The sequence below is a fragment of the Amycolatopsis sp. TRM77291 genome, from assembly GCF_054166285.1.
In genome coordinates, this window is the sequence record NZ_JBSZHF010000001.1 from 3,122,856 (window position 1) to 3,147,058 (window position 24,203).

Sequence of the window (24,203 nt, forward strand, 5' to 3'; positions counted from 1 at the left end):
CGGCCTAGTTTCAGCGAAGTGATGAGACGTAAGAAGTTGTTCCTCGCGGCGGCACCGTTGGCCGCCCTGCTGCCGCTGGTGCTGACCTCGGTCACGCAGACGGCGCCGGCCCAGGCGGCGGCGACGTCGTGCGCGGCGGTCCCCGTCTCGGCGCCCGAAGGCGCGCGGATCGAATCCGTCCGGGCCGAGCAGAAACCCGGCGGGACCGTCACGTTCCCGCCCACCCCGTTCTCGGCCCCCGCCGCGATCACGGACGTGCCCGCGTACTGCGAAATCACCGTCACGCTGACCCACGGCAAGGCGGGCGACCACGTCAAGGTGGCCGTCGCGCTGCCCCGGACCGGGTGGACCGGCAGGCTCCAGGCGGTCGGCGGCAGCGCCTACACCGCCGGTGACTTCGGTGCCCCGCTGGTCCAGGCCGTCAAGGACGGCTACAGCGGCGTGACGACCGACGCCGGTGTCCCCCTGACCTTCCTCGACACCTCGTGGGCGCTCACTCCCCAGGGCCAGATCGACAAGACCCTGGTGACGAACTTCGCGACCCGATCCGTGCACGAAGCCGCCCTCGTCGGCAAGGACGTGACGCAGAAGTTCTACCAGCGGGAAGTCGGCTACTCGTACTGGAACGGCTGCTCGACCGGAGGCCGTCAGGGCTACTCGGAAGCGCAGCGATACCCGGGAGACTTCGACGGTGTCCTGGCGAACGCCCCCGCCGTGCACTGGGCGGAGTTCGCGGTCGCGACCCTGTGGCCGCGGGTCGTGATGAACCAGGAAAAGACCTTCCCGGCGACCTGCGTCTTCACCGCCTTCCAGCAGGCGGCGATCAAGGCGTGCGACGGCCGGGACGGGGTCACCAACGGCATCGTGGACCGGCCGGACGAATGCAGTTACGACCCTCGATCTCTGATCGGCACGAAGGTGCTCTGCGGCGACAAGGAGGTCACCGTCACCGCGGCGGACGCCGAAGTCGTCCGCAAGATCTGGGCCGGGCCGGCCGACGAGCACGGACGACGGCTCTGGGCGGGTCTCCCCAAGGGCGCGGACTTCGGCCCGGTGACGAACGCGCCCGGTTTCCCGGTGGCCGTGGGCTGGGTTCAGACGTTCTTGAAGAAGCAGCCCGGATTCGACACCGAGAAGATCACCTATCGCCAGTTCGCCGACCTGTTCCGCCAGTCTGTGCGGGAGTACGACGACGTCATCGGGACCTCGGACCCCGACCTGTCGGCGTTCCGCCGGGCGGGCGGCAAGCTGATCACCTTCGTCGGCTCCGACGACCAGCTGATCCCGCCGGGCGGCACGCTGCAGTACCGCCGCGAGGTCGAGCGCGAGATGGGCGGCCCGAAGCGGGTGAACGACTTCTACCGGCTGTTCCTCGCGCCGGGTGTCGCGCACTGCTCCGGCGGCGCGGGTGCCGCGCCGACGAACGCGCTGGGCGCGCTCGTCGACTGGGTCGAACGCGGCAAGGCGCCGTCGACCCTGCCCGCGGCGAACGGCGACAAGACCGTCACCCGTGATCTCTGCCCGTATCCGCAGGTCTCGCGATACCGCGGCCACGGTGATCCCGCGGTGGCCATGAGCTATCGCTGCACCGGCCACTGAGGCCACCCACACCAGTGCCCGTCGTGCCGTCGCCCCCTCCGGCACGACGGGCACTTCCCCACACTGTGAGAACTTCCGGCGTTCTCTTTGCCATACCCCTCAAAAGTACGGTATTGACGACAATGGACACCGGACCGCGAGCCGGCGCCACCTTTCTCCCGGCAGCGGTTGAACCGTTGCACCGCAACGAAAACGCCTGCCGGATCCGCACGGACCACCGTCATATCACCCCACGTTCCAGCCGGGCGATATGACCCAAATGGTATGTACCAGTTGCGTGATCCGCCTCGTACGGTCGGGGACGAATCCCCCTCCCCCGCCCGTTTCGAGGAAAGCGTCGAAATGAACAGAAAGATCTTAGCCGCCACAGCCGCGGCGATAACCGGGGCCGGCCTGGTCACCGCCATCGCCCTCACCCCCAACGCGAGCGCCGGTCAGCAGGCCACCGCCGGTGACCAGGCCCAGTCCGAAATGCTGGCCGCGATGGCCCGCGACCTGAAGCTCACCCCGGAGCAGGCCAAGCTCCGGCTCGCGAGCGAACAGCGCGCCGCGGTCGCCGACAACACGCTGAAGAAGCAACTCGGCACGTCGTACGCCGGGTCGTGGCTCGACGGCAGCGGGACCACGCTGACCGTGGCGGTCACCGACGCCGCCGTGGGCGACCTGGTGCGTGCCGCGGGCGCCACCCCGAAGACCGTCGCCCGCAGCGCCGCCGATCTCGACGCGGCGAAGCTGCGGCTCGACGCCAAGTCCGCCAAGGCGCCGAAGACCGTGCCGGGCTGGTTCACCGACGTCACCACCAACTCGATCGTCGTACTCGCCAACGCCGGTGGCGAAGGCGCCGCGAAGTCGTGGGCGGCCGAGTCGGGTGTGCCGTCCGACCTGGTCCGCGTCGAGGCCAGCACCGAGCAGCCGCGCGCGCTCATCGACATCATCGGCGGCAACGCCTACACCTTCGGCTCTGGCCGCTGCTCCATCGGTTTCGCCGTCGACGGCGGCTTCGTGACCGCCGGACACTGCGGCAGGACCGGCACCCGCACCTCGAACCCCAGCGGGTCCGTCGCCGGTTCCAGCTTCCCCGGCAACGACTACGCCTGGGTCCGCGCCGACGCCGGCAACACCCCGCGCCCGCTGGTGAACCGCTACCCCGGCACCGTGCCGGTCGCCGGTTCGACCGAGGCCCCGGTCAACTCGTCGGTCTGCCGCTCCGGCTCCACCACCGGCTGGCGCTGCGGCACGATCCTGCAGAAGAACACCTCGGTCACCTACCCCGAGGGCACCATCACCGGCCTGACCCGGACCAACGCCTGCGCCGAGCCCGGCGACTCCGGCGGTTCGTGGCTCACCGGCGACCAGGCGCAGGGCGTCACCTCCGGTGGCTCCGGCAACTGCACCTCCGGCGGCACCATCTACTTCCAGCCGATCTCGGAGATCCTGAGCGTCTACAACCTGCGTCTGACGGTCAGCGGCAACCCGCCGTCCAGCACCACCACGACGCCGACCACGCCCACCACCCCGACCAGCCCGACGACGTCGAACCCGCCGGGCGGCACCTGGGCGCCGTACACGTACTACGGCTCCGGCGCGACCGCCAGCTACGGCGGCAGCAACTACCGGGTCATCCAGCCGCACACCTCCATGCCCGGCTGGGAACCGCCGAACGTGCCCGCGCTTTGGGAACTCGCCTGACCTGGACCGCCCCCGGCGACCTCACCTCGCCGGGGGCGGCTCCTCCTCCTGACGACGGCGCCCTGACGGCGGATCTCGAATCCCTCGTCCCGCGCGCCCGCCGCGGTGACCCCGCGGCGACGACCGAGTTGATGAACATCGTCCAGCCGGTGGTCGCGGACTACTGCCGGAGCCGGATGGACGGAAGGGACGCGCGGGAGATCGCCGCGGACGACGTCGCGCAGGAAACCTGCCTCGCCGTGCTCACCGCACTGCCCACCGCGCGGACGTCCGGCGGTTCCTTCCTCACCGCCGTCCTGGGGATCGCCGCCCGGAAGGTCGCCGCTGCCTTCCGGAGGCGGGCCCGGGACCGGTCGGAACCCACCCCCGATCCGCCCGACCACGCGACGCCCGAACCCAACGAACCCGAATGGCGGGCCCTGGCGGCCGACGGTCACGACCGGTTGACGCGGCTGATGAGCACCCTGCCCGATCTCCAGCAGGAGATACTCCGGCTGCGGATCACGGTCGGCATGACGGCACCCGAGGCGGGCGCGGTGCTGCGGGTGAGCCCCGGCCTTGTCCGGGTCGCCCAGCATCGTGCCCTGCACAGGCTCCGCACGATCATCAGCGAGGACGACCTGTGATCAGCCCCCTCATCGGTCCCGGGGACGGCCACACCTGGCCGGCGGAAGTCGATGTCCGGCATCTGCGCCTGCTCGACGCGATCGCGTCGGCGGGCAGCATCGCGAACGCCGCGACCGCGCTCGGGCTCTCCCAGCCCGCGTTGAGCGCGCAGCTCCACCGGGTCGAGCGGGCGCTGGAACGCACGGTGTTCGAACGCGACCGGCACGGCGTGCGGCCCACCGCGCTGGGCGAGGTGCTGCTCGACCACGCGCGCCGGGTACTGGCCGCGGCGGACGACCTCGAACTCGCGATCCGCCGGTTTCGCGGCGCGCCTTCCGAGGGACTGCTCCGGATAGGCGCGCTTCCGACCATCTTCGCCGAAACGCTGAGCGGCGTGGTCGCCGCGGCGGCCCCCGGCCGTCCGGTCGAACAAGTGGCGGTCACGAGCCGGGCGGAGGTGTTCTCGGCCCTTCTCGACGGCACGGTGGAATTGGCGCTGTACGTGGACCATCCGGGGCAGGAGATCGTCCCGCCCGAGGGCGTCCACCTGCTTCCCGTCGGCACGGAGCCGGTCTTCGTCGTCGTGTCCCCGGACCATCCCGCCACCGGACTCGGCGAAGTTTCCCTCGCCGAGCTCGACGGCTCGATCTGGCTGGTGCCGGCGGGCGAGGACGACGAGTTCCACGACCACTTGACCGACCAGTGCGCCCGCGCCGGTCTCGGCACGATCACCGTTCGGAAGCTGGACCCCACGGCGTTGCGCCAGACCGTCCGGCACGAACCCCGCGCGGTGTCACCCGCCCGCTCCCTCGATTCCGGTTCCACGATCCCGGGCACGCTGGTGGCACTGCGGGGCGTGCCGCTGCGGACGCGTCATCTCCTGCTGTGGCGCGACGGTTCGCCCGTCGACGTCCCCACTGTCCGAAGTGGACTGACACACTCGATCACCGAGTCGGCCGTGATCCGGCATCGGCTTCCCGAGTGGGCGGCGGCCAACCCCGGCTGGCTCGGTACGTGATCGGGATTCAGCGCTGGATGCAGTCGAGGCCCAGCCCGAAGGCCGTGAGCACGTACTGACAGATGTGTGTCGCGTGCTCCTTGTCGGTCTCGAGGCACGCCACCGGTACGCCCAGCAGATCGACCGCGCAGGACGCGTAGAACTGGTTCGGGCTGCCGGGCACCGGGTCCGCCATGGCGGACGAGGCCGTGACGGCTCCCAAGAACGTGACCGCGGCCGCCAATGCGGCGATTCGAGTCTTCATCGTGTTCTCCCTTCCGTCGATGCCCCCGGGTTCCCCGGATCCGGCCGGTTCACGGGGTGATCACCGGAAAGTGTCACGGTGACGTACACCGATGACGTCGTCCGACGGGCGCCGCGGCCCCTTCGGCCGTCCTAGCGTGAATTCATGCCCGCACTTGGGAAAGCCGCTCTCGCCGCCGTTCTGCTCACCGCCGCCTGTAGTGCTCCCCCGCCCGCGCCGCCGGCGCCCGCTCCCCCTGCCGCCGCGGCGGCCGCCGGCTGGTCGCCCGCTCCCGTGGTGCCGCTGCCGTCCCAGCCACCGCCGTCGCTGATCGTGGACGAGCCGCTGCCCGACCAGCTCGCGATGGGCCTGGTCGTGCTGCGGTACCGGGCGGAAAACCTCCCGGATCGTCCCGGTGTACGGCCCGGCGGCCCTGGACGTCTCGCCCCGGATCGGCCACATCCACGTGACCGTCGACGACGCGGCGTGGCACTGGGCGGACGGCAGCGGGGAACCGCTGATCATCCAGTCGCTGCCCGCGGGACCGCACAAGGTGTGGATCGGTCTCGCCGACCCGACGCACAAGATCCTCGACCAGAAGACGGTGAACTTCGTCGTTCCCGCCCACGCCGGCCACCACTGAAAAGGCGCTTCCATGACACTGGATCAGTACTACCTGCTCGGCCGCTCCGGCCTGCGCGTCAGCCGGATCGCGCTCGGCACGATGAACTTCGGTACCGGCGGGTTTCACGCCGCATATGGGAAATCCGAGGACGAGGTCCGCCCGATCTTCCGCAAGTACCTGGAGGCGGGCGGGAACTTCATCGACACCGCGGACTTCTACACCGCGGGCGAAAGCGAGACCATCCTCGGCCGCCTCATCGCCGAGGCGAAGGTGCGCGACCGGGTCGTGCTCACCACCAAGTACACCAACAGCGTCGCCCCTGGCGACCCGAACGCGGGCGGCAACGGGCGCAAGCATCTGATCCGGGCGCTGGAAGGGTCGCTGCGACGGCTGGGCACCGACCACGTCGACCTCTTCCTGCTGCACACCTGGGACCGCGTCACCCCGGTGGAAGAGGTGATGCGCACGTTCGACGACCTGGTGCGCGCGGGAAAGATCCGCTACGCCGGGCTCTCCGACGTACCCGCCTGGTACGCCGCACGGGCGCAGAGCTTCGCCGAGGCGAACGCGCTCACCCCGGCCGTCAATCTCCAGCTGCCCTACTCGCTCGTGGAACGGGCGATCGAGACCGAACACGTGCCGATGGGGCGGCATCTCGGGCTCGGCATCACCGCGTGGAGCCCGCTGGCGGGCGGGTTCCTCACCGGCAAGTACCGCCAGACCGGCGAGACACCATCCGGTGAGGGCAGGCTGAGCGATCCGGGCAACCCCGGGAAGTCGTGGACCGACCGCGACTGGGCGCTGCTGAAGCCTCTGGAGAAGGTCGCGACCGAACTCGGCGTCACGATGGCGCAGGTCGCGATCAACTGGGTCGCGACCCAGCCGGGCGTCGCGGCCGCGATCGTCGGGGCGAGCAGCGCGGACCAGCTGGGCAAGAGCATGGCCGCGCTGGACTTCGAACTGCCCCCGGACCTGCGGGCGCTCCTCGACGAGGCGAGCGCCGTGCCGCCGGAGTCGGTGTACCGGATGTTCACGCCGGAGTACCAGAACTGGGTGATCTCGCCGGGGGTGAAGGTCGGGGACAAGCCGGTGGGGTATGCGCCTGTGGTGCGGAACTGGTGAGCTGACCGGTGGTGGTCGCGGTCTGTTGCCGTTTTGTGGCGACGGGCCGTGGGCGTTGCCGCGGAGGGCCTCACGCCCGCCGCTCGGCGTCGCCGTTTCGCGGCAACTGGGCACCAGCGACCATGTCGTGTCGCCGAGCGATCCCGCCGCCATCCGTCGCCGTTTCGCGGCAACGGGGCGTAGGCGTTGCGAACCGACCCTTTACCGTCGGCCGCTCGGCGTCGCCGATTCCCGGCGACAGGCCATCCGTCACCATGCACCATGGCCGACCGATCCGACCCCCAATCCGTCGCCGTTTCGCGGCAACGGGGCGTAGGCGTTGCCGCAGAGCGCCTGATGCCGCCGCCCTGCGTCGCCGTTTCGCGACAACTGGCCACCCGTCACCATTCCGCACGGCAAGTCCGATCCCGCCACCATCCGTCGCCGATTCACGGCAACGGGCCGTAGGCGTTGCGAACCGACCCTTACCGTCGGCCGCTCGGCGTCGCCGATTCCCGGCGACAGGCCACCCGTCACCATGCCGCAGGGCAGCCAGCTCCCACCGCCATCCGCGTGCCGTCGCCGATTCACGGCACCGGACCGTGGGCCGCCCGGACCGCCGCCATTTCGCGGCCACCATCGAAGTGGCCCGCGGCATCCAACTGCTGCGGCCGTAGCCGTTTCGCGGCGACGACCCACGGCTGACCCCGGCACAACCCTGATCCCATGCGTCGACAACCCCAGATCGTTGCCGTTTTCCGGGAACAGACCACGGACGTAGCGAAGCGACCTCCCCGTCACCGCTCGGCGGCGCCGATGACCATGCCGCAGGGCCGACCGGCCCACCGCCATCCGTGGCCGTCGCCGTTTTGCGGCAACAGACCGCAGGCGTTGCGAAGGCGACCTTCACCTCGCCGCCGCTGAACGTTGCCCTCTCGTCCTCCGCTGTGTTCGTCGCCGTTTCGCGGCAACGTCCCACGCTCGCCCTGCCTGCCAGAGACACACGGTATAGGCCGTTATACGGCTCCTGTCCGCGAGATCACCGGCAGCGCTCCAAGCCAGGATCACGCCGGCCCGAGGAACTCCCCGCCACCGCCGCGAACTCCTCCGGCCACACGATGTCCCGCCTCCTCGATGGTCACCAGGCGGCAGCCCCAGAATCAGTCCGCGCATCCGCTCCAGAGACTCCCGGGTGACACCCAAGGCGTGCAGCCGCGCCACGGGCACACCGGTCCGCGGACCGTGAGCATCAAGCCCGCAAGTGAGCCCGATCCGGCGCAACAGCGTGCTTCAGCGGCTGCCCCAGCACGAACCGCCGCAGCTCAGCCGCCACCAGCTCACCCATCCGAGCGCGTTCGGCGCCCAGCGCGCCCGCCAGGTGCGGGGTGAGCACCACGTTCGGCAACGTGTACAGCGGCGAGTCCGGTTCGGGCGGTTCGGGCCAGGTGACGTCGAGGATCGCCGTGAGATCGGGACGCTCGCGCAGCACCGGGACGACCGACGGCTCGTCGACCACGGCGCCCCGTGCGGTGTTGATCAGGGTCGCGCCGATGCCCATCCTGGCCACCAGCGTCCCGTCGACCAGCCCTTCGGTCTCCGGGAGCAGCGGCGCGTGCAGGCTGACCACGGGGCACGTGGCGAACAGTTCGTCCAGGCCAACCAGCCGCACGCCGAGACTTTCCGCAGTCGCCGGGTCGACGACGGGGTCGCTCGCGAGCACCTCGACGTCGAAACCGCGCAAATGCGACGCGACGAGAGCACCGATCTCACCGAGGCCGAGCAGCCCGACCCGGGACCGGTAGGCGCCCGCGACCCGCGGATCCGGCGGATAGGCCCGCCGCTCCCGGATCTCGCGGGAGATCCGGTGCACCTGCTTCAGTCCTAAGAGGACCTGGGCAAGGGTGAACTCGGCGACCGGGACGGCGTTCGCGGCCGCGGCCGACACGATCGGCAGCTCGCGCGCCCAGAACTCGGGCGTGGTCAGGGGCCGCACCGAGCCGGCGGCGACGAGTACAGCCCGAAGGTCCCGCGCGTGTCCCAAAAGGACGGAGTCCAGCACCGGGGCGCCCCAGCCGGAAAGCAGGATCTCGACGCCTTCCAGTGCCGCCGGGTCCTCCGCCAGCCGCTCACGGGTGAGCGGCTCACGCAGGTCCACCAGCGTTTCGATCTCCTTCAGCACCGCCTCGGGATAAACGTCGTCGCGTCGGCGTTCCTCCATCACGAGAAGTGCCGTCGGCCGGTGTCGCAGCTCGGTCATTCCTACCTCCGCAGCGACCATACATCGGATGCCTGACCCGGTCCACGCACGACGAGTCCCGCACATGGGCAAACTGGCCCGATTGAAATTCGTAATCATCGGACCATTGACCGGACCCCGGGAAAGCGCTTACCGTCCCCCTGCGAAGTAGACAGCGTGGTCCACAGTGAACAGGAGATGCGATGCGGAAATCGCGGTGGATCGGCGTGGGACTCACTGTCTCAGCGCTGGTCCTTTCGGGCTGCTCGGCAGGCCCCGCCGGAACGAACGTCGCGCAGGACACCAAGGCGCCCTTGGAACTGTGGACCCGGACGACCCCCGGCGGCGCCGGTGAGCAGGCCACCAAGCGGCTCGCCGAAGCCTTCGAGAAGGCCACGGGGTTCAAGGTGCAGGTCACCGCGATCTTCGACGACTTCGAGACGAAGCTGGCCCAGCGCGCCGCCCAGCGCGACCTGCCGGACATCGTGATGAACGACGTCACGCAGCTGGGCACGCTGAAGAGCCAGGGTCTGGTCCGCGAGGTCGAACCGGGCAAGATCAAGCACACCTCCGACCTCACCGAGCAGGCGCTCAAGTCGAACCAGACCGCGGACGGCAAGCTGTACGGCCTGCCCTACAGCGCGCAGGCCTCGGCGCTGCTCATCCGCAAGGACTGGCGGGAGAAGCTCGGCAAGGGCGTCCCGCAGAGCTGGGCCGAGCTGGCGGACCTCGCCAAGGCCTTCACCACCGGCGACCCCGACGGCAACGGCAAGGCCGACACCGCGGGCCTGAACGCGACGCTCTCGACCAAGCGGGGCTACGCCTCCTGGTACTTCTCGAACTTCCTCTGGGCCGCGGGCGGCGACTTCATCTCGGAGACCGGTGGCGGCAAGTACAAGCCGGCGATGAGCACACCCGAATCCGTGGCCGCGGTGCAGTGGTTCCGCGACCTCGGCTGCAAGGACAACGTCATCCAGCCCGGTTCGGTCACCATGCCGACCCCGGCGACCAACGAGACCTTCGAAGCGGGCAAGGCCGGGATGTACGTCGTCGGCCCGTACCTGCTGCCGCGATTCGACAAGTCGCTCGGCAAGGACAAGTACGAGGTCGTCCCGATGCCGAAGGGCGCCAAGAACGCCGACGTCCTCGCCGAGGGCCTGTCGATCTACATGATGGCCGGTTCGCCGAACCAGGCCGGGCAGGACGCCTTCGGCGACTTCGCGATCTCGGTCGAGGGCCAGAAGATCGGCATGGAGGGCGAATCGGCCTTCATCGTCCAGCTTCCGGTGAACAAGAACGTCGACATCACCCAGGTCCGCTCCGACCCGCGCTGGAAGACCTACGCCGAGATCTACACCAAGTCCGGCCACTACGCGCCGACCATCCCGAACTGGACGCCGGTCCGCCAGGACACCGCCGACACGATCAGCGCGCTCGTCGCCGACTGCAAGCTCGACCTCAAGGCGGAACTGTCCAAACTCGACACCAAGCTCACCGCGACCTTGCAGCAACAGGGGATCAGCGCCTCATGACCGTAGATCACGCCAAGCCGGCGGCCGTCGGCGCTGGCCGTCCCGCCGTCGAGCGGACGCCCGCGCCGAAGGTCCGCAGGCGCAGCGACCGCGACGGGAAGTGGTGGACGCCGTGGCTGTTCCTGGCCCCCGCCCTGATCCTGTTCGTGTACTTCAAGTTCATCCCGATGTTCACCGCGGTGACGATGTCCTTCCAGGACGTCCAGCCGTACCTGGGCAACACGTGGGTCGGCGGGCAGAACTACAGCACCGTCCTCGGTGACGAGGCGTTCCACTCCGCGATCTGGCACACCGTCGTGATCGCGGTCGGGCAGACCGCGGGGTCGATGATCATCGGCCTCGCGCTCGCCCTGCTGATGGAGGGCCAGAGCAAGCGGCTGAAGTTCCTGCGGTCGGCGGCGTTCCTGCCGGTGGTCGTGCCGATCGCGGTGGTCGCCGAACTCTGGCGGATCATGTACCACCCGACCGAGGACGGGATGCTGAACTCCATCCTCGGCCTGGTCGGGCTGGGCCCGTCCGGCTTCATCAACGATCCCGACAGCTCGATGATCTCGGTCATCGTCACCGGGATCTGGCGCGGTGCCCCGTACGACATGATGATCTTCCTCGCCGGTCTGGCGGGTATCGACCGCGGGCTCTACGAAGCGGCCACTGTCGACGGTGCGTCCCGCTGGCGCAAGATCCTCCACGTGACGCTGCCGGGCCTGCGGTCGGTGTTCTCGATCCTGTTCGTCCTCGCGGCGATCCGCGGCCTGCGGGTGTTCACCGAGGTGTTCCTGCTGACCAACGGCGGGCCGAACGGCTCGACGGAAGTCGCGATGACCCTGATCTACAAACTCGGCCTGGAACAGAACCGGCTGGGCGTCGGCGCGGCGGGCGCGGTCCTGCTGTTCCTCGCGACGCTCGTGCTGACCTTGTTCGTCCAGGTGCTCCGACGGAGGCGAGACGCATGACCGCGGCAAACGATTCCGCACTCGGCCTCGACGCCGTCAAGTCACCGGCGGGGAGGATCCTGAAGTTCGTCCTGTACGCCCTGCTGCTCCTGGTGTTCGCCGGGCCGCTGCTGGCACTGCTGGTCAGCGCGTTCAACGACGTCTCCGATCCGACGGCGCTGAGCGTCGTGCCGTCCAGCCCGACCCTGGACAACTTCGGCATCGCCTTCGACCTGGGTGTGGGGATGTACCTCCTCAACTCGTTCCTGGTGGTCGGCTTCGGCCTGCTGCTGCAGGTCGTCATCTCGGTGCTGGCCGGCTACGCGCTGGCGCGCAAGAAGTTCCGGTTCATGACCTTCGTGCTGGTCGCGATCCTGGCGACGCTGATGCTGCCCGAGGAGATCCTCGCGATCCCGCTGTCGCTGATCCTGTCGGATCTGCCGGTGGTGCACCTGAACCTGATCGGCAGCCTCGCCGGGATGATCGTGCCGCTGGGCGCGTGGGCCTTCTCGATCCTGGTGATGACCGAGTTCATGAAGGACGTCCCCCGCGAACTCGAAGAGGCCGCGCGGATCGACGGGGCGGGCGACCTGCGGATCTTCGCGCAGATCATCCTCCCGATGTGCAAGCCCGCGCTCGGCGTGATCGGCGTCTTCGGCTTCACGATGATCTGGGACCAGTACCTGCTGCCGTTGCTGGTGTCGACCGACGCTTCGACCTACACCCTGCCGCTGGCCCTGCGGACGCTGCGGATCGACACGAACGTCACGCCCGGCGTGATCATGGCCGCGTCGCTGCTGGCGCTGCTCCCGTCGGTCGCCGCGTTCCTGTTCTTCCAGCGTTCGTTCGTCCGCGGCCTCGCCTCGGGCGCGCTCAAGGGCTGACCCACCATCACAGCACCCTGCCGAGGTTCGATCGCGGTCGCCGGTTCACCAACGACAAGCAAGGAGCGATCCTGCAGTGAGTTCCACCGCCTGGTTCACCCACGACCGGCTCGGGATGTTCGTCCACTGGGGACTGTATTCCCTCGCCGCCCGGCACGAATGGGTGCAGAACCGCGAAAAGCTGACCGACGAGCAGTACCGCGTGTACTTCGACCACTTCGAGCCGGACAGGTACGACCCGCGTTCCTGGGCGCGCGCCGCGAAGGCCGCGGGCATGACCTACGTCGTGCTCACCACCAAGCACCACGACGGTTTCTGCCTGTGGGACAGCGACCTCACCGACTTCAAGGTGACGAACACGCCCTACGGCAAGGATCTGCTCGGCCCGTTCGTCGACGCCTGCCGCGAAGAGGGCTTGAAGGTCGGCTTCTATCACTCGCTGATCGACTGGCATCATCCCGCGTTCCCCGTCGACGGTACCCATCCCCGCCGTGACGACGCCGAGTACATCGCGGCCCACCAGTACGCCGACATCGCCGAGTACCAGCTCTATCTCCACGGTCAGGTGCGCGAACTGCTCACCCGCTTCGGCACGATCGACTACTTGTTCTTCGACTTCTCCTACAAGGGCCGCAAGGAATGGTGGGGCGGCAAGGGACCGGACGACTGGGACTCCCCCGGCCTGCTCGCGCTGGTCCGCGAACTCCAGCCCGGCATCCTGGTCAACGACCGCACCGGGATCCCCGGCGACTTCATCACCCCGGAGCAGTACCAGCCGTCCGGCCCGATGACCCGCGACGGCGTCCCGGTGGTGTGGGAGGCGTGCCAGACGCTGAACGGCAGCTGGGGTTACGACCGCGACAACCTCGACTACAAGAGCCCGGAACTGCTGATCCGGATGCTGGTCGACGGCGTGTCCAAGGACGGAAACCTGCTGCTCAACGTCGGGCCGAACGGCCGGGGCGAGATCGACCCGCGGGCGCTCGATGTGCTCGCCGAGATCGGCCGCTGGATGGACCGGCACGAACGCTCCATCCGCGGCTGTGGTCCCGCCGAGTTCACCGCGCCCGCAGACGGCCGCTACACCCAGCGCGGCGACCGGCTGTACCTGCACCTGTTCAGCTGGCCGATGAACCACGTCCACCTGCCGGGGCTCGCCGGGCGGGTGCGCTACGCCCAGCTGCTCGACGACGCCTCGGAAATCCGGCAGGTGCACACGGATCCCGGTCAGACCGCGCAGAACACCCAGATGGGCGGGCAGCCGGAAGGCACGCTCACCCTCAAGCTCCCCATCCGGAAACCGGACACCCCGGTCCCGGTGATCGAACTGTTCCTGAACGAACAAAGCCCCGCCGCCGAAACCCTCCCCACCGATTGAGCACGGAGGCATCATGGATCGCAGAAGGTTCCTCAGCGGCGCCACCCTCGGCGCCGCGCTGGTCACCGTCCCCTGGGTCACCGCGGGCACGGCGTCGGCCAAACCGCAGGGGCTGTGCGCGCTGAACGTCAGTTCGCTGTCCGAACTGCAGAACGCGATCAACAAGGCGGGCCCCGGTGCCGTCATCACCGTGAACAACGGCACGTACACCGTGCCCACGGGCAAGCCGATCAGCATCAAGGGCAGGCGCGGCACGAAGGACCAGCCGATCACCATCGTCGCCCAGTCCCGTGGCGGGGTGACGTTCAACGGCGAGCAGAGCTTCGTCTTCGACGACTCCACCGGCGTCACGATCAGCGGGTTCAAGTTCCGCCAGAGCACCACGCTGGAGATCCCGGCGAACTGCTCGCGGATCCGGCTGACCCGCAACGATCTCCAGTTCGCCGACCTCCCCGACCTGCACTGGGTGATGGTCCGCGCCGACAACAGCAAGATCGACCGCAACCACTTCCACCACAAGACGACACTCGGCGTCATGCTCTGCATCGAGGGTGCGGACGAAGACAAGATGGCCGCGGACGTCGAAGTCTTCCGGAACTACTTCTCCGACCACACCTTCCCCGGTGACAACGGCGGCGAACCGATCCGGCTCGGCGTCAGCCCGCGTGCGCTGAGCACCGCCGGCGCCAAGATCGAGTTCAACCTCTTCGAACGCGCGAACGGCGACCCGGAGGCGATCTCGGTCAAGTCGTCGGGCAACTTCATCCGCAACAACACCATCCGGAACAGCCTCGGCGGCATCGTGCTGCGTCACGGGAACAAGTCCGTCGTCGAATCCAACTTCATCCTCGGCGGCAAGGAGGGCATCCGGATCTACGGCAACGACCACAAGATCGTCAACAACTACGTCGCCGGGGTGTCCGGCACCGCGCTGGTCGTCGGCAGCGGCTCCGTCCGGGACCACTTCCCGGGTGAATCGAAGGAATCACGGCGCGGCAACGACGCGGCAGACCGCGTGCTCATCGCGCACAACACGCTGCTGAACAACGGCGGCACGCTTTCCGGCGAGACCAAACGGACGATCGAACCGCGCGACTGCACGATCTCCGACAACATCCTGGTCGGCAGCAACGGCGACCTGGTCACGATGAGCACCACGGGCAACTTCACCTGGTCCGGCAACATCCTGTGGGGTTCGGGCGGGAATGGCAACATCCCGGCGGGCACCTTCCGCCGGGTCGACCCGAAGCTCGTGCAGGGCACCGACGGGGTCTCGCGGCTCGCCGCGGGCAGCCCGGCGATCGACGCGGCGACCCTGTCGACCGCACCGGTCACCCTGGACCTCGACGGTCAGGCGCGTGGCAGCCTGCGTGACGTCGGCGCCGACGAGTACTCGACGGCCGCCATCGCCAACCGGCCGCTCACCACCGCGGACGTCGGCCCCGGCGCTCCGTAACCGGGCGGCCGGCATCAGAGCCGGGGGGGGGGCCGGGGGGGGGGCCCNCGAGTACTCGACGGCCGCCATCGCCAACCGGCCGCTCACCACCGCGGACGTCGGCCCCGGCGCTCCGTAACCGGGCGGCCGGCATCAGAGCCGGGCTCACGCCGGTGTCAGCCCACACCGGCGTGAGCCCACCGCACCACCGAGGAGGAACCATGGCGCAGCGCGCCGCGGGTTCGGCCACCCTGGCCGACGTCGCCCGCGAGGCCGGAGTGTCGCTCGCGACGGCGTCGAGGGCGCTCAACGGCGGGACCAGACAGGTCAGCGTGACCCTGCGCGAATCGGTGCTTCGGGCCGCGGAACGGCTCCAGTACACGGCGAACGTGCCCGCGCAGGCGATGGCGCGCGGCCGCGGCAACGTCGTCGGGCTGCTGGTGCACGACATCGTCGACCCGTACTTCTCGTCGATCGCGTCGGGCGTGATGCGCGTGGCGGCGCGGCACGGGCTTACGGTGACCATCGCGAGCACCGAAAACCATCCGGAGAAGGAACTCGAGTACGTCACCACGTTGCGGGGACAACGGGCACGAGCGGTCATCCTCGCCGGTTCGCGTAACGAAGACAGTGCCCTGCAACGGAATCTGACCAAGGAACTCAAGGCGTTCGAGGCCGCCCATGGTCAGGTCGTGGTGATCGGGCAACGAAAACTACCGTTCGACACCGTCATGCTGGAGAACCGGGCCGGAGCGGCGGATCTGGCGGAGAACCTCGCCGCGCTCGGGTATCGCGACTTCCTCGTCCTCGCCGGGCCGCCCGGCCTGCTGACGTCACGGGATCGCGTCCTCGGCTTCCGTGACGGACTCGCCCGGCACGGTGTCCCGCTGCCCGAGAACCACGTGCTGCGCGCGGAATTCACCCGCGACGGCGGCTACGCGGCGATGGTGCGGGCGATCGAGAGCGGCTTCCGCGGCTGCGTTTTCGCGGTCAACGACGTGATGGCCGTCGGCGCGATGGCCGCCTGCCGCGACCACGGCCTGCAGGTCCCCGCGCAGATCGCGATCGCCGGGTTCGACGACATTATTACGTTGCGGGACATCAGGCCTTCGCTGTCGACTGTGCGTGTGCCGATCGAGCGCATGGGCGAACAGGCCCTCGACTTCATCCTCGACGCCCGCGCGGCCGCTCCCCGGGTCAAGCCGATCACCGGGAAGGTCGTGCTGCGCGAAAGTACCCGACCGTTGGAGGGAAAATGATCCGCCCGGGACTGTGTTCGGTGACGCTGCGGCGGCTGGACGCCGACGAAGTCGCCCGCCGCGCCGAGAAGGCGGGCCTGCAGGTGATCGAGTGGGGTGCCGACGTCCATGTGCGCCCCGGTGACGACTGGGCGGCCGAGCGCGCGTTCGAGGCCATGGCACGGCACGGGCTGACGTGCGACTCCTACGGTTCCTACTTCCGCGCCACCCCGGTCGAGGCCGGGAAGTTCGGCGAGATCGCCGCCACCGCGGTCCGGCTCGGTGCCTCGCGGATCCGGGTGTGGGCGGGCAAAGCGGGCTCCGCGGACGTCGACCCCGACGAACGCGAGCAGGTCGTCGCCGGTCTCCGCGAGGCCGCCGACGTCGCGAACGAACACGGTCTGGAGGTCGCGCTGGAGTTCCACGGCGGGACGCTGACCGACACCGCGGAATCGACCGTCCGGCTGCTCGAAGAGGTCGGCCGCGACAATCTCGGCACCTACTGGCAGCCGCCGCAGGACCTGCCGGACGAGCAGGCGCTGGCGGGCCTGGAACTGGTGCTCGACCAGGTGCGCGCGGTGCACGTCTTCTCGTGGTGGCCCAGCAACGAACGGCATCCGCTGACCTTCCGGGCGGAACTGTGGACGAGGGTGTTCACCCTCCTCGCGAAGGCCGGGCGGCCGCTCGACGCGTTGCTGGAGTTCGTCCCTGGCAACGATCCGGACCTGCTCCCCGGCGAGGCCGACTCGCTGCGGAAGCTGATCGAGGCGGGCGCGTGAGGTTCACCGAAGCCGACAGGCTGCTGTTCGCCGGCGACTCCATCACCGACTCCAGCCGTGACCGCACCGACCCCGCGTCACTGGGCAAGGGCTACGTCCGGCAGATCGCGGATCTCCTCGGCGACGGGCCGGAAGTGGTCAACCGGGGGATCAACGGCAACCGGATCTACGACCTCGAAGCCCGGTGGGCCACCGACGTCCTCGCGGCGCGGCCCACGGTGCTGACGGTGAAGATCGGCATCAACGACACCTGGCGGACCTTCGATCGCGGCCTGTCCAGCCCGACCGGGAAGTTCCGGGCCGCCTACTCCCGGCTGCTGGCCGGTGCGCGGGAGCACCTCCCGGCCGAGTTGTACGTGATCACGCCGTTCCTGCTGCCGGTGGAGCCGGAACAGCAGGAATGGCTCGGTGATCTGGCGCCCCGCGTCGAAGCGGCGATCGACGTGGCGACCGAGTTCGGCGCGCGGCTGGTGCGCGCGGACCTGTTCATGCCGCGCGCGGCGGCCGAGCACGGGGCGGCGACGCTGGCCCCGGACGGCGTCCACCCCAGCCCGCTGGGTCATCGGCTGCTGGCCGAAGCCTGGCTCGCGGCCGCCGGTGCGCCGGTCGAGGAGGCCAAGCTCCCGTAGCGGATACAGTTGTCCGTGTGACCCGGAACGCCATCATCGCCGGTCGTTACCGGCTGGAGCACAAGGTCGGCCGGGGCGCGATGGGCGTGGTGTGGCAGGCGCGGGACGAGCGGCTCGACCGCACGGTCGCGGTCAAGCAGTTGCTGCCGGACAAGTCGCCGGGCGACGCGCCGTTCCGGTCGATCGTGCGCGCGATGCGGGAGGCCCGGGTCGCCGCGCGGCTCAAGCATCCGCACGCCGTCACCGTCTACGACGTCGTGGAACAGGACGGAACCCCGTACCTGATCATGGAGTTCCTGTCGTCGCGGCCGCTGACGGAGCTCCTCGCCGACGACGGCCCGCTCCCCGCGGGCCGCGTCGCGGAACTCGGCGCGCAGATCGCCTCCGCGCTGGCCGCCGCCCACGAGGACGGCATCCTGCACCGGGACGTAACACCCAACAACATCCTGATCACCGAAGACGGCCAGGCGAAGATCGCCGACTTCGGCCTGTCCCACGTCACGGGCGAAGGGACGATGACCGGCGACGGTCTCGTCGTGGGTACCCCGGCGTACCTCTCCCCCGAGGTCGCCGACGGTGAGGAACCCGGCTACCCGTCGGACGTGTTCTCGCTCGGCTCCACGCTCTACACCGTGCTGGAAGGCGCGCCGCCGTTCGGCACCGACGGCAACCAGATCGCGCTTCTCAAACGGGTCGCCCGCGGCGAGATCACGGCGCCGAGGTCCACCGGCCCGCTCACCGACGTCCTGCTGCGGCTACTCCGGCGGGATCCACTGGAACGGCCGGACATGGCAGAGGCGGAGCGGATGCTCGCCACCGTCGCCGACGGCCGCCCGGTGATCCTGTCCGGCACCAAACGGCTTCCCGCGCCCACCCGCCGTTCGCGGTTGCCGTTCGCCATCGCGGGCGGGGTGGTCGTGGTGGGCGGTGCGCTGGCGGGGGTCCTACTGTTCGACGGCGACCCGCCCGACGCCGCCGCCCCGGCGCCTGCGCCGCCGCCGTCGGCCACGAAACCGGTGTGCGAAGCGCGGTACGAGGTCGCCAACCGCTGGCCCGGCGGCTCCGAGATCCGCGTGTCCGTCCGGAACGCCAAGGACACCCGGCTCACCGGCTGGGAGGTCAGCTGGACGCTGCCGCCCGGCACCCGCATCGCCAACCTGTGGAACGGTTCCCTGGCACAGGACGGCGACCGCGTGCGAGTGTCCGAACTGGACTGGAACGCGGTGCTGCCCGCCGGCGGGACGACCACCTTCGGGTTCATCGCGACCACCGAGGACGACGGCGGGGCCGTGCCGGTCGCGGCGTGCCGGAGTTCTTAGCGAGCGGACGATTCGCGCGCGTTCAGCCGGACGGGGACTTCGATCCGGCGCGGCTCGCCGCCGGGCGCCTTCCCCTCGACGAGGTCCATCAACGCCGTGGCCGCGCGGCCGCCGACCTCTCGCGGATGTACGAACATCCCGGTCACCCTCGGCGAAACGAGCTGGAGCGAACCGCTGTCCACCGCACTGCAGATCCCGAGCTCGCCGGGTACCGCGAGCCGCCGGCGGCGGGCCTCGTGGAGGACACCGAGGGCGAGGTTCTCCGATGTCGTGAACACGGCGTCCGGGCACACCCGCCGGTCCAGCAGCCTGTCCAGCGCTTCTGCCGTGCCTTCGGTGGTCGGCGGCTCGTCGATCTCGACCACCACCGGCTCCAGACCCCGCGCTTCCATCCAGCCGGTGTACCCGGCGACCAGATCGGCCGCGTAGGAGCGGGCGGTGTCGGTGGTGATCATCGACGGCCGCTCATAACCGTTGTCCGCCAGGTGATCCAGCATCTGCCCGGCGGCCGCGACCAGGTCGTTGTCGACGACGACCGGCACCGGGCACGGCGCCGCCATCGGACGTCCGACGGTCACCAGCGGCCGGTCCTGGCACCAGCCGGTCGCGAAGAAGGGCTCGTCCCCGCGGGGATCCACCAGGATCGCACCATCGACGGCGAAGGCGTTCAACCGGTCCAGGTCGGCGTCCATCGGGGTCAGGAGCAGGGCGTACGAACGTTTCGAAGCGGCTTCGGCCGCGCCGTTGAGGACTTCGAGGAAGTAGTCCGAATTGGGCACGAGCGCGCAGGCACTGCTCGCGTCGACCGAGTTCGCGAGCTGGATCGCCAAGGTGCGGCTGCGCCGGGTGACCAGCTGCTGCGCGTGCACGCTGGCCTGGTATCCGAGTTCGGCCGCCGCCCTCGCGACGCGCTGCCGGGTCTCCTCCGAGATCCGGCCTTGGCCGCTGAGCACATGGGAAACGGTGGTGATCGAAACCCCCGCGGCGGCGGCGACGTCACGGATGGTCGGCGACACTCAAGCCTCCACGGGCGGTCCCCAAACGCGGTTCGGCCGGTCGGTGTCCAGCCGATAGTCGGTGACGTGGGCGTCGCCCAGCCTACGGCCGAGGTCCGCCGCGGCCTCCAGCGGCCGTGCGGGATCGCGTTCCACCTCGCCCCGGCTGTTGCCGACGCCGACCACGATCCCGGCGAGGTCCTGCCGCAGGTATCGGGTGAGTTCCTGGAACTGGGCCTCGAGGCCGAGCGTCGCGCCGCGGTAGCTCTCCTCGCACGAGATCAGCACCGCGGCGCGTTTGTGCATCAGCCCCGGCACGACCTCCGCGGTATGCGGGGAACTGCCGGAGGTGTAACAGAACAACCGGTCGAAGAAGGACTTCAGCCGTCCGGTCATGCCGTACCAGTGCAGTGGTGTCGCGTAGACGATCGCGTCCGCCGGGAGCACGTGGTCGAACAGCAGGCGCTCGTAGCCGTCGCCGATGCCGCAGGACCGGTCGCTCAGCCGGCAGTCACGACAGTCCCCGAGCGGCGACTCGACGAAATCGGAGAGGCGGACGAAGCCGACCGTGTGGCCCGCTTCCTCCGCCCCCTTGGCCAAAGCCTGCGCGAGCGCCCAGGAGTTGCCTTCACGACGCGGGCTCGAATCGAGCACCAAGATCTTCACGTGGTTCTCCCCGGAGAGGCTGCCAAAACGTTTTGGCAGTCTCTCCGGGGAGGGTTTCACCTGTCAAGCGACCTTGGCCGCCGCGGCGAGGAGCACCTCCGCGACGACGTCCGGCCGCGAGACCGAGACAGCGTGCGAAGCGTCGACCCTGGTGATCTCCGAACCGGCACGCTCGGCCATGAACGCCTGCGCCGCGGCGGGGATCGCGTGGTCCTGCTCGGCGATCAGCGCCCACGAGGGCAGGGTCTTCCACGCCGGCTCGCCGTCGAACGGCGTGCCGAGCGCGCGCTCGGCGACCGGACGCTGGGTGACCGCCATGACGTCCGCGGTCTCCACGGGGACGTCGGCCGCGAACACGTCCGAGAAGTTCTCGGGCTTGATCGACAGCTCGCCTTGCGCGGCCAGGACGTTCGTGGTGTCCGGGCCGAGTTTGCCGCCTTCGAACCGGCCGGACAGCTCGAACACGCTCTCCCCCGCTTCCGGCTGGAAGGCGGCGATGTAGACGAGCGCCTTGACGTTCGGCGCGGCGGTGGCCGCGCGGCTGATCACCACGCCGCCGTAGGAGTGCCCGGCCAGCACCACGGGGCCGTCCACGCCGTTGACGACGTCGGCGACGTAGTCCGCGTCGGACTCGATGCCACGCAGCGGGTTCGCAGCGGCCAGCACGCGATAGCCCTGCTCACGCAGCTTCGGGACGACGCCGTTCCAGCTGGACGAGTCGGCGAAAGCGCCGTGGACCAGGACGATGGTGGGCTTCTGGTTGCTCATGGTGGCTCCTTCGAGGTCAGGAAGAACGATCGGTCTTTCTGCCTGAACAATGCTCTCCCGGCCGACCTTCCGCAACGTGACGAAGGCGACCTGGTGGAATGACCGTTCTTTCTCTAAAGTTGAGAGATGCCGACTGTCGACCGGGAAGTCCACCCGAAGATCCGGCTGCTCGAGACAGCGTCACGGCTTTTCTACGCCGAGGGCATCCATGCCGTCGGCGTGGAGCGCCTGGTCTCCGAAGCGGCCGTGACCAGGGCGACGTTCTACCGCCACTACCCCACCAAGGACGACCTCGTCGCCGCCTACCTGAGCACCACGAGCGAGCGGATCCGCGCGGGTGTCGACGCGGCGACGCAAGGGAAACCCGCTCGCGAAGCCCTGCTCGCCGCAGTGGGCATCGTCGGCGACCGGACACTCGACGACGACTTCCGCGGCTGCCAGTTTCTCAACGCCGCGGCCGAATACCCCGATCCCGCACACCACGTGCGCCAGGTCATCGACGACCACCGGGACTGGTTCTTCGGCGTGCTCCGCGACTTGGCGCGCGACGCCGGTCACGCCGATCCCGAGCACGCCGCCCGCACTCTCGTCCTCCTCCGCGACGGCGCGCTGCACGGCGGCAACCTCGACGACGCCGAGACCGTGCGCGCCACCTTGCTCCGCGCCGTGGCCGACCTCGTCCCCTGAACTTCATCGCGTCTTCTCGACGGTCGTAACAAGTGCTACCTTCGCGGAAGGGGGCACGGCCGGACCGAGGAGCGGCGACGATGAGGCTTTCTCCCAGCGCGCACGTCGACCCGTTCTGCCGTGACCGGCTGCCGCCCGCCGACCAGTGGCCGGAGTTCGTGTTCGATCTGCCGGAACTCCGGTATCCGGACCGGCTCAACGCCGCGACCGCGCTGCTCGACGACACCGCCGAGCGGCTCGGTCACGACAGGCCGTGCCTGCTCTCCCCCGCCGAAACGTGGACCTACGGCGAAGTCCTGGCCCGCGCGAACCGCGTCGCCCATGTCCTGGCCACCGATTTCGGCGTGGTTCCCGGCGATCGCGTGCTTCTACGGGGCACCAACACGCCCTGGCTCGCGACGGCGTGGCTGGCCGTGCTCAAGTCGGGCGCGGTGGCCGTCACGACCATGCCGATGCTGCGGCGTGCCGAACTCGACAAGATCGCCGGCCGCGCGAAACCGGCGGTCGCGATCTGCGACGAACGCCTGCTGGACGAACTCCCGCCCGATCTCCCCGTGGTGTCCTACGGACCCGAACTCGCCGCCCGCGCGGAACGGTATCCGGCGACGTTCGCCGACGTCCCGACCGCGGCCGACGACGTCGCCCTGCTGGCCTTCACCTCCGGCACGACGGGCTCCCCGAAGGCGACGATGCACTTCCATCGCGACCTGCTCGCGATCGCCGACACGTTCTCCCGGCACGTCGTGCGCCCGACGTCCGACGACCTCTTCTGCGGTACGCCGCCCCTGGCCTTCACCTTCGGGCTCGGTGGCCTGCTGGTCTTCCCCCTGCGCGCGGGCGCGGCGACGCTACTCGTCGAACGCGCCACTCCGGCGGAACTCGCCACCATCGTCGCCGAAAAGAGCGTCACCGTCCTCTTCACCGCCCCGACCGCGTACCGGGCGATCCTGAACGCCGGCGACGGACGACTGCTCGCCGGAGTACGCCGGGCCGTCTCGGCGGGCGAGTCGCTTCCCGCCCCCGTGGCCGAGCAGTACCGGGAGACCGTCGGGCGGCCGCTCATCGACGGGCTCGGCAGCACCGAAATGCTGCACGTGTTCATCTCCGCCGCCGACGGCGACGCGCGTCCCGGCGCGACCGGCAAGGTCGTGCCCGGCTACCAGGCGGCCGTTCTCGATGTCGACGGTTCGCCCGTTCCCGACGGCACTCCAGGTTTCCTGGCGGTGCGCGGGCCGACCGGCTGCCGCTACCTCGAAGACCCGCGTCAGCGGGACTACGTCCGCGGTGGCTGGAACTTCACCGGCGACACCTACGTCCGCGACGCCGACGGCTATTTCAGGTTCGTCGCGCGCAGCGACGACATGATCATCTCGTCGGGGTACAACATCGCCGCCCCCGAGGTCGAGGAGGTCCTGCTCACCCATCCGGATGTCGACGAATGCGCCGTGATCGGCACACCGGATCCCGATCGCGGCTCGGTCGTGACGGCGTTCGTCGTCCCCCGGCCCGGTATCGAGCCGGACGCGGATCTGGTGCGGGCGCTGCAGGACCACGCCAAGGCGACCGCGGCGCCGTACAAGTATCCGCGGCGCGTGCGATTCATCGAGGCGTTGCCGCGTAATGCGAGCGGGAAGCTGCAGCGGTATCTGCTACGGGAGCTGTGAGATCTGTCCACATCGGACTTGTCACAAGTTGTCGTGAGACTGGAAAGAGGCGGTCGACAAGGTAACGAAGGGCCCTCCTTACCGCAGAGCCAGACAAGGAATCCTTCGCCCCCACCCCACTCACCTTGTCTCCACAGACGTTGCGAAACAGACTTCGCCACCCACCCCTTTCCTTGCATCCCAACAATTCCCGACGCCCA

At 69.5% G+C, this 24,203-nt stretch carries 21 protein-coding genes and 2 pseudogenes; 18 read left to right on the forward strand and 5 right to left on the reverse strand.

Features of this window, described 5'->3' with window-relative positions; translation table 11 throughout:
* Window positions 1-21: 21 nt before the first annotated feature.
* The 4 genes from ACXIZN_RS14745 (at window position 22) to ACXIZN_RS14760 (ending at window position 4,912) form a co-directional block, all read left to right on the forward strand.
* Window positions 22-1,599 carry a tannase/feruloyl esterase family alpha/beta hydrolase gene (locus ACXIZN_RS14745; protein ID WP_457955032.1) on the forward strand — a complete coding sequence of 526 codons (1,578 nt, stop codon included), beginning with the start codon at window positions 22-24 and terminating at the stop codon, window positions 1,597-1,599.
* Window positions 1,600-1,941: 342 nt separating this feature from the next.
* A complete protein-coding gene (locus ACXIZN_RS14750; protein WP_457955034.1) occupies window positions 1,942-3,288 on the forward strand; it encodes an alpha-lytic protease prodomain-containing protein in 1,347 nt (448 codons plus the stop codon).
* On the forward strand, window positions 3,273-3,914 hold the full coding sequence (locus ACXIZN_RS14755) for a sigma-70 family RNA polymerase sigma factor (RefSeq protein ID WP_457955036.1): 642 nt from the start codon (window positions 3,273-3,275) through the stop codon (window positions 3,912-3,914). Before ACXIZN_RS14750 ends, ACXIZN_RS14755 begins: the two co-directional genes overlap by 16 nt.
* Window positions 3,911-4,912 (forward strand): LysR family transcriptional regulator, encoded by a 1,002-nt coding sequence (locus ACXIZN_RS14760; protein ID WP_457955037.1) that lies wholly within the window; start codon window positions 3,911-3,913, stop codon window positions 4,910-4,912. Before ACXIZN_RS14755 ends, ACXIZN_RS14760 begins: the two co-directional genes overlap by 4 nt.
* Before the next feature lie 7 nt (window positions 4,913-4,919).
* On the opposite strand, the gene ACXIZN_RS14765 is transcribed toward ACXIZN_RS14760, so the two are convergent.
* Window positions 4,920-5,156 (reverse strand): hypothetical protein, encoded by a 237-nt coding sequence (locus tag ACXIZN_RS14765; protein WP_457955039.1) that lies wholly within the window; start codon window positions 5,154-5,156, stop codon window positions 4,920-4,922.
* 144 nt (window positions 5,157-5,300) lie between these two features.
* Here ACXIZN_RS14765 and ACXIZN_RS14770 point away from each other — a divergent pair.
* From ACXIZN_RS14770 to ACXIZN_RS14780, 3 genes and pseudogenes are all read left to right on the forward strand, one after another.
* Window positions 5,301-5,474: pseudogene (locus ACXIZN_RS14770) on the forward strand (hypothetical protein); the annotation flags it as partial.
* Between the two features lie 76 nt (window positions 5,475-5,550).
* Window positions 5,551-5,778 (forward strand): DUF6130 family protein, encoded by a 228-nt coding sequence (locus tag ACXIZN_RS14775; RefSeq protein WP_457955041.1) that lies wholly within the window; start codon window positions 5,551-5,553, stop codon window positions 5,776-5,778.
* A 12-nt stretch (window positions 5,779-5,790) separates the two neighbouring features.
* Window positions 5,791-6,882, forward strand: a complete 1,092-nt coding sequence (locus tag ACXIZN_RS14780; RefSeq protein WP_457955042.1) for an aldo/keto reductase — start codon at window positions 5,791-5,793, stop codon at window positions 6,880-6,882.
* A 1,228-nt stretch (window positions 6,883-8,110) separates the two neighbouring features.
* Here the strand turns inward: ACXIZN_RS14780 and ACXIZN_RS14785 are convergent.
* Window positions 8,111-9,118 (reverse strand): hydroxyacid dehydrogenase, encoded by a 1,008-nt coding sequence (locus tag ACXIZN_RS14785; protein WP_457955043.1) that lies wholly within the window; start codon window positions 9,116-9,118, stop codon window positions 8,111-8,113.
* Window positions 9,119-9,300: 182 nt separating this feature from the next.
* Between ACXIZN_RS14785 and ACXIZN_RS14790 the strand changes: the two genes are divergently transcribed.
* The 9 genes and pseudogenes from ACXIZN_RS14790 (at window position 9,301) to ACXIZN_RS14830 (ending at window position 19,223) form a co-directional block, all read left to right on the forward strand.
* On the forward strand, window positions 9,301-10,629 hold the full coding sequence (locus ACXIZN_RS14790; protein ID WP_457955044.1) for a sugar ABC transporter substrate-binding protein: 1,329 nt from the start codon (window positions 9,301-9,303) through the stop codon (window positions 10,627-10,629).
* A complete protein-coding gene (locus tag ACXIZN_RS14795) occupies window positions 10,626-11,582 on the forward strand; it encodes a carbohydrate ABC transporter permease (protein ID WP_457955045.1) in 957 nt (318 codons plus the stop codon). The genes ACXIZN_RS14790 and ACXIZN_RS14795 overlap by 4 nt, the downstream gene beginning before the upstream one ends.
* A complete protein-coding gene (locus tag ACXIZN_RS14800) occupies window positions 11,579-12,445 on the forward strand; it encodes a carbohydrate ABC transporter permease (protein WP_125690702.1) in 867 nt (288 codons plus the stop codon). Before ACXIZN_RS14795 ends, ACXIZN_RS14800 begins: the two co-directional genes overlap by 4 nt.
* A gap of 64 nt (window positions 12,446-12,509) precedes the next feature.
* Window positions 12,510-13,823, forward strand: a pseudogene (locus tag ACXIZN_RS14805) (alpha-L-fucosidase); the annotation flags it as partial.
* 13 nt (window positions 13,824-13,836) lie between these two features.
* Window positions 13,837-15,279 (forward strand): chondroitinase-B domain-containing protein, encoded by a 1,443-nt coding sequence (locus ACXIZN_RS14810; protein WP_457955047.1) that lies wholly within the window; start codon window positions 13,837-13,839, stop codon window positions 15,277-15,279.
* A gap of 200 nt (window positions 15,280-15,479) precedes the next feature.
* Window positions 15,480-16,517: a LacI family DNA-binding transcriptional regulator gene (locus ACXIZN_RS14815; RefSeq protein WP_457955049.1), complete on the forward strand. Its 1,038-nt coding sequence runs from the start codon at window positions 15,480-15,482 to the stop codon at window positions 16,515-16,517.
* A complete protein-coding gene (locus ACXIZN_RS14820; protein WP_185927438.1) occupies window positions 16,514-17,275 on the forward strand; it encodes a TIM barrel protein in 762 nt (253 codons plus the stop codon). The genes ACXIZN_RS14815 and ACXIZN_RS14820 overlap by 4 nt, the downstream gene beginning before the upstream one ends.
* Entirely contained in the window at window positions 17,272-17,904 is a 633-nt protein-coding gene (locus ACXIZN_RS14825) for an SGNH/GDSL hydrolase family protein (RefSeq protein WP_457955051.1), read from the forward strand. Before ACXIZN_RS14820 ends, ACXIZN_RS14825 begins: the two co-directional genes overlap by 4 nt.
* Window positions 17,905-17,921: 17 nt before the next feature.
* Complete coding sequence (locus ACXIZN_RS14830) at window positions 17,922-19,223, forward strand: serine/threonine-protein kinase (protein ID WP_457955052.1); 1,302 nt, start codon at window positions 17,922-17,924, stop codon at window positions 19,221-19,223.
* Here ACXIZN_RS14830 and ACXIZN_RS14835 read toward each other — a convergent pair.
* The 3 genes from ACXIZN_RS14835 to ACXIZN_RS14845 all read right to left on the reverse strand — a co-directional run bounded on the left by ACXIZN_RS14835 (window position 19,220) and on the right by ACXIZN_RS14845 (window position 21,652).
* The gene (locus ACXIZN_RS14835) at window positions 19,220-20,239 is read right to left on the reverse strand and encodes a LacI family DNA-binding transcriptional regulator (protein WP_457955054.1); all 1,020 of its coding nucleotides are present in this window, start codon (window positions 20,237-20,239) and stop codon (window positions 19,220-19,222) included. The genes ACXIZN_RS14830 and ACXIZN_RS14835 overlap by 4 nt on opposite strands.
* Window positions 20,240-20,884, reverse strand: coding sequence for a flavodoxin family protein (locus ACXIZN_RS14840; RefSeq protein WP_457955055.1), 645 nt, complete (start codon window positions 20,882-20,884; stop codon window positions 20,240-20,242). It abuts the gene before it with no gap.
* 63 nt (window positions 20,885-20,947) lie between these two features.
* Window positions 20,948-21,652: an alpha/beta fold hydrolase gene (locus tag ACXIZN_RS14845; RefSeq protein WP_457955057.1), complete on the reverse strand. Its 705-nt coding sequence runs from the start codon at window positions 21,650-21,652 to the stop codon at window positions 20,948-20,950.
* 126 nt (window positions 21,653-21,778) lie between these two features.
* Here ACXIZN_RS14845 and ACXIZN_RS14850 point away from each other — a divergent pair, with 126 nt between their 5' ends.
* The gene (locus ACXIZN_RS14850; RefSeq protein ID WP_457955059.1) at window positions 21,779-22,339 is read left to right on the forward strand and encodes a TetR/AcrR family transcriptional regulator; all 561 of its coding nucleotides are present in this window, start codon (window positions 21,779-21,781) and stop codon (window positions 22,337-22,339) included.
* 80 nt (window positions 22,340-22,419) lie between these two features.
* A complete protein-coding gene (locus ACXIZN_RS14855; protein ID WP_457955061.1) occupies window positions 22,420-24,003 on the forward strand; it encodes an AMP-binding protein in 1,584 nt (527 codons plus the stop codon).
* Window positions 24,004-24,203 lie beyond the last annotated feature (200 nt).